Source organism: Streptomyces sp. AcH 505 (assembly GCF_000818175.1).
Taxonomy (GTDB): Bacteria; Actinomycetota; Actinomycetes; order Streptomycetales; family Streptomycetaceae; genus Streptomyces.
The window spans coordinates 116,526-123,935 of the sequence record NZ_JTIY01000001.1 but is presented as its reverse complement, the minus strand read 5'-3'; the positions used below and the strand labels follow the sequence as shown (position 1 = coordinate 123,935).

Genomic DNA, 7,410 nt, shown 5'->3' with positions numbered 1-7,410 from the left:
AGTGGGACACCAGGGCCAGGATCTCGCCGCGCAGCGCGGGGATGAGCGGCTCGTCCGGGGCCCGGTCGGTGACCGCTCGCGTCAGGCGCTGCTCGAAGTCCGCGTCCTGCTCGAATACCAGGGCTTCCTTGCCGGCGAAGTGGGAGAAGAGCGTGGTCACGGCCACGTCGGCCTCGGCTGCCACTTCACGGATGCCCACCGCGTCGTACCCGCGTTCCAGGAAGAGCCGCAGGGCGGTGTCGGCGATCTTCTGACGGGTGGCTGCCTTCTTGCGCTCACGGCGTCCGGTCGGCTCGGTCATGAGCTGACGCTATCAGGTGCAAAGCTGCATCGGTTGTTAAAAGCTAACCGTTAGCGCTATGGTCGGCGGCATGAAGAAAGTGAGCTTCGCCGAGTTCGGCGGTCCGGACGTTCTGCAACTGACAACCGCCGAGGAGCCCCACGCGGGCCCCGGCCAGATACGCGTCGCCGTGCGGGCGGCAGGTGTGAACCCCGCCGACTGGCGGGTTCGTGAGGGCCAGGTCCTGAAGGCCCATCCGGTCGCATTGCCCGCCGGAGTCGGTCTGGACGCCGCCGGGGTGGTGGACGAGGTCGGTGAGGGCGTCGCAGGGGTCGCGGTCGGCGACCGCGTGTTCGGCGAAGGCGCCGACACCTACGCCGAGTTCGCCGTGCTGACGGCCTGGGCCGTTATGCCCGAGGGGCTGAGCTTCGAGGAGGCGGCCGGATATCCCTCGGTCGTGGAGACGGCGTTGCGTGTCATCCGCGAGGTCGGTGTGCGGCCCGGGGAGACGCTGCTGGTCAGCGGTGCGTCCGGGGGAGTCGGCTCGGCGGTGCTGCAGATCGCCCGTGAGCGTGGCATCGCGGTGATCGGCACGGCCGGCGCCGCCAACCAGGACTATCTGCGGAGCCTGGGCGCCCTCGCCACGACGTACGGCGACGGCTGGGTCGAGCGGGTACGGCGGCTCGGCCGTGTCGATGCCGCGCTCGATCTCGCCGGTTCGGGAGTGATCCGTGAACTCGTCGAGCTGACCGGGGACCCGCGGAAGGTGATCTCCATCGCCGACCTCACAGCGCCGGAACTCGGCGTCCGGTTCTCCGGCGTGGCCGGGAGTGTGCCGCAAGCGCTCGCCGAGGCGGCCGCCCTCATCGCGCGGGGCAAGCTGCACATCCCGGTGGAGAAGGCGTACACACTGGCCGATGCGGCGGCGGCACACACCGACAGCCAGGCAGGCCACACGCGGGGGCGCCGGGTCATGGTCGTCTGAGCCGTTGGCCGCCCCGGGGCGAGCGGCGCGGCGCCGGTGGCGTCAGGCGCGTGCCGGGTGGTCCGGCGGGAGGTCGGCCGGGGTGGCTCCTGGGGGGCCGAGGACGAGGTCGCCCAGTTCCTCGGCCACCGCGCTGAACAGCTCCACGTCGAGTGTGGTGGCGTCAGTGGCCAGGTGGAGCGGGGTGCCGGCCCGGGCGATGATCTCGGCGAAGCCGGCCGGTGACGAGATGTTGAGGGCGCGGGCACCCTCCGGACCCGCCGCTATCGCGTGCGGGACGCGCAGGGGGATCGTGTAGAAGTCCCCCGAGCCCAGGGTGACCTTGTTGTCGCCCGCCCATACGGTCAGCGAGCCTGAGGAGACCCAGAGGCGCTCCTCGTACTTCGTGTGGGCGTGCAGCGGGGTGGCCGCAGCGGCCGGCATGAACGAGTCCGTCACGTCGTGACGGCCGTCGGTCTCCTCCGCCGAGGTGAGAATGGAAACCCGCAGTTCCTGACCGAGCACGTACTGGCGGTCGGGATGGTCGGGGTTGGCGGACAGGGAGGGGAAGTAGCTCACTCGTCGTCCTTCGATGAGGCTGCACTGTAATGAATAGAGGAACCCTATAGTGAAAGTCGGTCCGGTGGGGAAGAAGGGTGCCGCGCGCCCGGGAACAGCCCGGCAAGCGGCTCGGGAAGTCGCGCAGCAAGCCGCTCAGGAAGCCACCCGGCAAGCCGCTCGCGAAGGAGCTCCGACGGGTGGTGCGGGCGGCGACTCCGCCCCGTCCCCGCAACGACGCGCCTACCACGCGCCCCGCCGTACGAAGGCGGCCGCGCAGACCCGGGAGGCGATCCTCGACGCGGCGACGCGGCTCTTCCTCGACCACGGGTACGCGAGTGTGACCGTCGCGCAGATCGCCCGGGAGGCGGGTGCCGCCGTTCCCACGGTGTACGCCAGTACCGGTGGCAAGGGCGCCATCCTGACGATTCTCATCGTGGACGGCCTGCAGAGCTCCGCATCGGCCGAGGCGCTGGCCGCCGTGCGCGCGACCGGCGTACCGCGCGAAGCGCTCGCCGCCGCCGCCCACGGCACTCGCCTCGACAACGAGCGGCACCACCGTCTCGTCCGGGTCATGGTCAGCGCGGCGCACGCGGACGAGCACGCCGCCGCCGCTCTCGTCCGCGCGAATCACGCGTACCGGGAGGGGCTTGCCGCCGTGACGCGCCGGCTCGTCGAACTGGACGCGCTACGGCCCGGTCTGACGTCCGCGCGTGCCACGGACATTCTGTGGTTCTACCTCGGTCACCACTCCTGGCACGAACTCGCCGTCGGGCAAGGGTGGTCCTGGGACGTCACGGAGGAGTGGCTTGCCCAGCAGGTCACGACGGCGCTGCTCGCCGACTCCGAGTCCGGTCTCGATCCCGGCTCCGCGCCCGGCGGTTGAGGGTCTTGCCGGACCCGCGATCAGAGTGCCTGGAGCTGCTGGAGCATCTGCAGGGTGTCGGAGTTGAGCCAGTACTCGACGAACTTGCCGTCCTGTACGAGCAGCGTGTCGGTGCCCGTGAAGGTGACCACGGTCCCGAGTTCGGCCTTGGCGCCGGGGAAGCCGCCGCCGTACGTGCCGGTGGCCGTCCAGCGCACGGACAGATAGGCGCCGTCGATCAGCGGGGGGACCTCGATGGTGAACTCCAGGTCGGGGAAGGCCGCGCGGCTGTGCAGGATCCAGCCCACCAGGCCGTGGGCGCCCCGGATGGAGCTGCTGTCGCCGCCCTGGATGAGGGCGGTGTGGAGGCGGAAGTCGTCCGAGACGATGGCCGGCGCCAGGGCGTCCTCGCCGTTCCAGAGCCTGAGCCAGGCGTCGAGCAGGGACTTCAGGTCGGTGGCGGTAGCCAGGTCGGTGGTCATGGTGGTGCCTCTCGTGACGTGTGACAGGTAGCGGCGGCGAGGAGCGTCGTTCGCGGACTTACGATCGTAAGACTACGCTTGTAAACTTTGGGTTCGCAAGGCGCCGCTTAATTAACTTCGCTCTGTAAGGTTACGAGTGTCTTCGGTGATGTCGTGGCAGATCGGCCCTGGTCATGTCCCTCGGGCGCCGGTGGCGAGGCCGTTGAAGGTGGTCCGGCCCCACTGGGATGTGCAGTCGACCGAGATGCCCTCCGGCATGAGCCGCTCGCCGAGCCGCAGGATCCGCGCCTGCAGGGCCCGTCGGCTCATGGGCTCGCCCGCCGTGCCCAGCAGGAGGCACAGTTCGTGGCAGCACCACGGTCGCGCCGCTGTGCGCAGCAGGTCGAACAGCACCTGCTGGGTGCCCTGGCGCGGGCGGAGCGAGCGGTACCGTGGTGAGTCCACCGGGCGGCGCCGCGACGCGGACCCCATGTCCAGCCAACGCCGCTCGGCCAGGATCCTCCCGGCCAGCTCGCGGGGGTGGGTGTCCCGGGGGATGACGTTGGCGGCGCCGGCCAGCAGCAGATCCACGGAGTCCGTCCGGTCCGGTACCAGCACCACCACGGACGACAAGTGGCTGAGGGCGCTGACGCGTTGCTCCAGATCCTCGTGCCACCGTGACCCGGGCACATCCAGGACGGTGAGAGGGGTGCGGGTCTTGCGCAGCAGTGTGGCGTAAGCCCGCTCGGAGCCCCAGGCGTGACTCAGCGCGGGCAGTACGTGCTGACTGCGCATCGCGCGGAGCAGAGTTGACGTCCGCTCACGCTGAAGTGAGAGAACGACGTGTACGGGATAGGGGAACTGCCCCTCGACGGGGACGGCATGCGTGATGTCGTGGCTCAACGCGGTAATAGGCATCGCAATTTCTCTGCCTCAGACCTCTCGTGTGAGTGGTCGCAGCCGACTGCTGCCCGGCTGTGCCCATCGCTTGGTCGCGAGACCGGCGAGCACGACATTACTGAGCGCGATACCCGAAACCTCATGGCTGAGCACTGGTTGGCCATCAAGTGAGCACAATCCCGACGTCGATGGACGTGGGGGAGGCGGCCGTGGTGACCGGCTCAACAGTGCGGGGACATTATCGTCTGATATATCTGTGCGAACGATCGGCCCACTCGGTAGGGCCAATACGGGGCCATGAAGCCAGGTACTAACTGACCGTCCGTCACACGGCCTTCCGATCATCCAGGGGACGACACATGAGGCGTTGGGTCTCCCACCTCTTCCGCCAGGGCGGCGGGCCGTCCGGCGACAGAGCCTCCGGGGGTGGCTCCCGCGACGCCGCCGGTGGGCCGCCCGTCGAGGATATCGACGGTGTTCTCCTGGTGCGTTCGGTGGACGACGACTCCTTCCCGATCGCCATGCTGGCCGAAGTGGCGCATGCCTTCGGCGCCGAGGACGACATCGTCACCGTACTGGTCGGCTCGGGCGGTGGCGGTCAGGCAGGTGGTGGGCAGGCCAGCGGCGGTCAGCCGGGTGGCGGGCAGGACGGTGGTCACTGGTCGCGGCTGGCCGGACTCCTCGACTCGCTGCGCGCGCGGGGCACCAGCCGGGTCCGGCTCGTCCTGTCCGGTGCGGGCGACGAACGGCCCGGCCGTCCCAGCACCGCCCGAAGGATCGCCGACGCCTGGGAGTTGGAGGTGTTCGCGCCGGACGGCGTTGTGCTCATCACCCCCGGTGGCACCCTCTTCGTCGACGGCGGCTCGCGCCCCGACGGCGCCTGGTGGCGCTTCGCGCCCGGCGAGACCCCCAGGAAACTGGGCCCCCGCGCCCCGGCCCCTGCCTGGCAGGACGCCGTCGGCCGGGTGCCGCAGCGCACCACGGGCGGGTGCGTGGTGGAGCAGATACCCGCAGGCGTGCTGATACGCCCTGCCGACGCCCCCGCGCCGCGCCCCGACGACCTGTGTTTCGCGATTCCCCTCGACACCGAACACGCCACCGTCCTGGTCGGCGCCCCGCAGGCGGAGGACGTCGCGGCCGACGAGGTGGCCGCCGTGCTGACCGCCCTGCCCGCCGAACACCGCTCCCGCGCCCGCCTCGTCCCTGGTGGACGCCGTGACCTTCTGCGGCTCGGCCACGCGGTCGCCGACCTGCTGGACGGTACGGTCGAAGTCCTGACGGGTCTGCCGCTGCTGGCCGACCACGCGCCGCCCGGAGCCGTCCCCAGGCCGTCCCTGATCGGCTTCGACGGGGAACCGAGCTGGCAGCCGTACGTCACGTCCGTGGCCTGTCTGCCCACCGACGCGCAGGGCCGAACTCCCGTTCCCCGACTGCTCGGCAGCCATCCGCCCGCCTGGCTCCCCGGCGGTACGGAACCGGGCACCGTACGGCTCACCGACCGCTGGCAGGCCACCGTGACGCGGTCCGGGCTCGCCCTTTGGGCACGCGGCGGACCCCGCCCACCGCTCGTGGGAGCGGCCGTGGACCCGGAGACCTGCGCCATCGAACTCGGCTTCCCCGGGCAGCCCTTGGACGCCTCGCTGCTGCCCGCGCTGTCCCGGCTCCTGACCGGTCTCGGCGCCACTGCGCGGGCCAGGACCACCCTGCTGGTACGGGGCCGAATCGTCGGCGGCGAGGGCGAGTTGCGGCGGCTGGCGGCCGAACACGGCGTACGGGGCATCCGTTACGTCACGGCCGGGCGACCCGGCGGGCCCGTGCCCTCCTGGCCCGCGCCGCGCCGCCAGGGACCGGCCCCGGGGCTGCCCGCGTCCGTACCCGCTCCCGCACTCCCGCCCGGTGCCGTACCCCCACCCGCCGTGCGAGCGCCTGCCGAACTGCCGCCCGCCGCCGCACGGCCTCCTGCCGTCAGTGGGCCGGTCGGTACGGGGGCGGCGCCGCGTACGGAGCCAGGGCGTCGACCTGTACCCACCAACGCGCTCACCAGCAGTGTGCCCCCGGCCGGGGACGCCGCTGCCGGCGGAACGCTCGTCCGTACGTCCTCATCTGCGGCTCCGCCGACCCCCGGCGGTCAACCCGGGCCCGTGGAGCCGGAGTCCACGGTGGTGACTGCTCCGTTCCTCCCCGTGCTCCCCGGGCATGTCAGTGACGCGGCCGAACGCGCGGCGTTCCGTGAGTTCGCCGGCGACGGCTGGGACCGGCATGCCGCCGCCGTGTCCCGGCTGCTCTCCAGGATGCCCGTGTTGCGCGGCCGGGAACTGGACGCGGTACGCACCGACCTCGTCGCCGTACACGCCTATCTGACCGCCGAGAAAGGCCCGTTGCACCATCGCGAGCTGGTCGACGACCTGCGCGCGGGGGAGGGGCGACTGCTGCCCTACGCCGGATGTGTGACGTCCGCGCTGCGCACACTGCCCTCCTACCGAGGCGTGGTCCTGCGCGGTGGTGGTGCGGCGGACAGCCCCGAGCCCGAGCCCGAGCCCGAGACCGGCGCCCTGCTCCAAGATCCCGCGCCGGTCAGCGGGTTGGTCCTCGGCCCGGCGCTGCCCGGCGGAACTCCCGTGCGGTACGCCATCTTGTCCGCCACGGGACGCAAGGTCCGCCGACTGATCGAACCGGCGGACAGCGCCACCGACACGAACGACGAAATCGTCTTCGCGCCGGGCACCGGATTCCGGGTGCTGGGGAGCTGGACCCCGCCCGCCGGGCCCTCCGTCGTGCTGCTCAGGGAGCTTCCCGCGCACGCGACCGCGTACATGGACGGGACGCAGGAACTGAGCCAACGGGACCTCAGGGCGCGCACTCAGCTCAAGGACGCGCTCGCCGCAGGGCTGCCCGGCGGCGAGGCCCCGGGCTGGCCCGAACGCTGCGTCGGGCCCGTCGGCCACCAGCCGCCCCCAGCCGCCGTACGACCGACCACCCACCAGGCCGAAGGAGAACAATGAGCAGTCGCCAGACCCGACCCGACCCCGAAGGGCCGTCGCGTCGGCCCGCGGAGGGCGCCGGCGGTTCTTCGGTGCGCAGAGCCGTGGCACTGGGGCCGGTGGTGTCCGCCCCGGGGGCGGAACTGACCCCCGCCGGGCCGCCGTCGGCCGGTACGGTCCGGGGCGCGAGCGAGGAGGCGGTACGGCCTCGCTCTACGACCTCCGCTACCTCGTCGGCCCCGGTGGCGGAGGAGACGTCCGAGTCCGAACGCACCGCGGCGGCTGGTCCGGTGGCTCCGGCGGAGGTGCCAGAAGCGGCGGATCCGGTGGGTCCGACATCCTCGACCCCCGCCACGCGTCTCGCCGTCGCGTTCGGCGGCGATGGACACGGACCAGGTCGG

The 7,410-nt window shown here is 71.8% G+C and carries 7 protein-coding genes; 3 read left to right on the top strand and 4 right to left on the bottom strand.

Translation table 11 applies throughout. The features are described 5' to 3' along the window. A partial coding sequence (locus HY68_RS00480) for a helix-turn-helix domain-containing protein (protein WP_041983271.1) occupies positions 1–301 on the bottom strand: 301 nt, incomplete at its 3' end. A 70-nt stretch (positions 302–371) separates the two neighbouring features. On the opposite strand from HY68_RS00480, the gene HY68_RS00475 reads away from it, so the two are divergent. After that, positions 372–1,265: an NADP-dependent oxidoreductase gene (locus HY68_RS00475; protein ID WP_041994907.1), complete on the top strand. Its 894-nt coding sequence runs from the start codon at positions 372–374 to the stop codon at positions 1,263–1,265. Between the two features lie 42 nt (positions 1,266–1,307). Here the strand turns inward: HY68_RS00475 and HY68_RS00470 are convergent, their stop codons facing one another. Further along, positions 1,308–1,823 (bottom strand): cupin domain-containing protein, encoded by a 516-nt coding sequence (locus tag HY68_RS00470; protein WP_041983269.1) that lies wholly within the window; start codon positions 1,821–1,823, stop codon positions 1,308–1,310. A 64-nt stretch (positions 1,824–1,887) separates the two neighbouring features. On the opposite strand from HY68_RS00470, the gene HY68_RS43350 reads away from it, so the two are divergent. Continuing rightward, positions 1,888–2,688, top strand: coding sequence for a TetR/AcrR family transcriptional regulator (locus HY68_RS43350; protein ID WP_198533179.1), 801 nt, complete (start codon positions 1,888–1,890; stop codon positions 2,686–2,688). A 20-nt stretch (positions 2,689–2,708) separates the two neighbouring features. Here the strand turns inward: HY68_RS43350 and HY68_RS00460 are convergent, their stop codons facing one another. Together HY68_RS00460 and HY68_RS00455 are read right to left on the bottom strand one after the other, a co-directional pair. After that, positions 2,709–3,149, bottom strand: coding sequence for an ester cyclase (locus HY68_RS00460; protein ID WP_041983267.1), 441 nt, complete (start codon positions 3,147–3,149; stop codon positions 2,709–2,711). Between the two features lie 171 nt (positions 3,150–3,320). Further along, the gene (locus HY68_RS00455) at positions 3,321–4,046 is read right to left on the bottom strand and encodes a hypothetical protein (protein ID WP_157874249.1); all 726 of its coding nucleotides are present in this window, start codon (positions 4,044–4,046) and stop codon (positions 3,321–3,323) included. A 341-nt stretch (positions 4,047–4,387) separates the two neighbouring features. On the opposite strand from HY68_RS00455, the gene HY68_RS39440 reads away from it, so the two are divergent. Continuing rightward, positions 4,388–7,030, top strand: a complete 2,643-nt coding sequence (locus HY68_RS39440) for a hypothetical protein (RefSeq protein WP_052456971.1) — start codon at positions 4,388–4,390, stop codon at positions 7,028–7,030. Positions 7,031–7,410 lie beyond the last annotated feature (380 nt).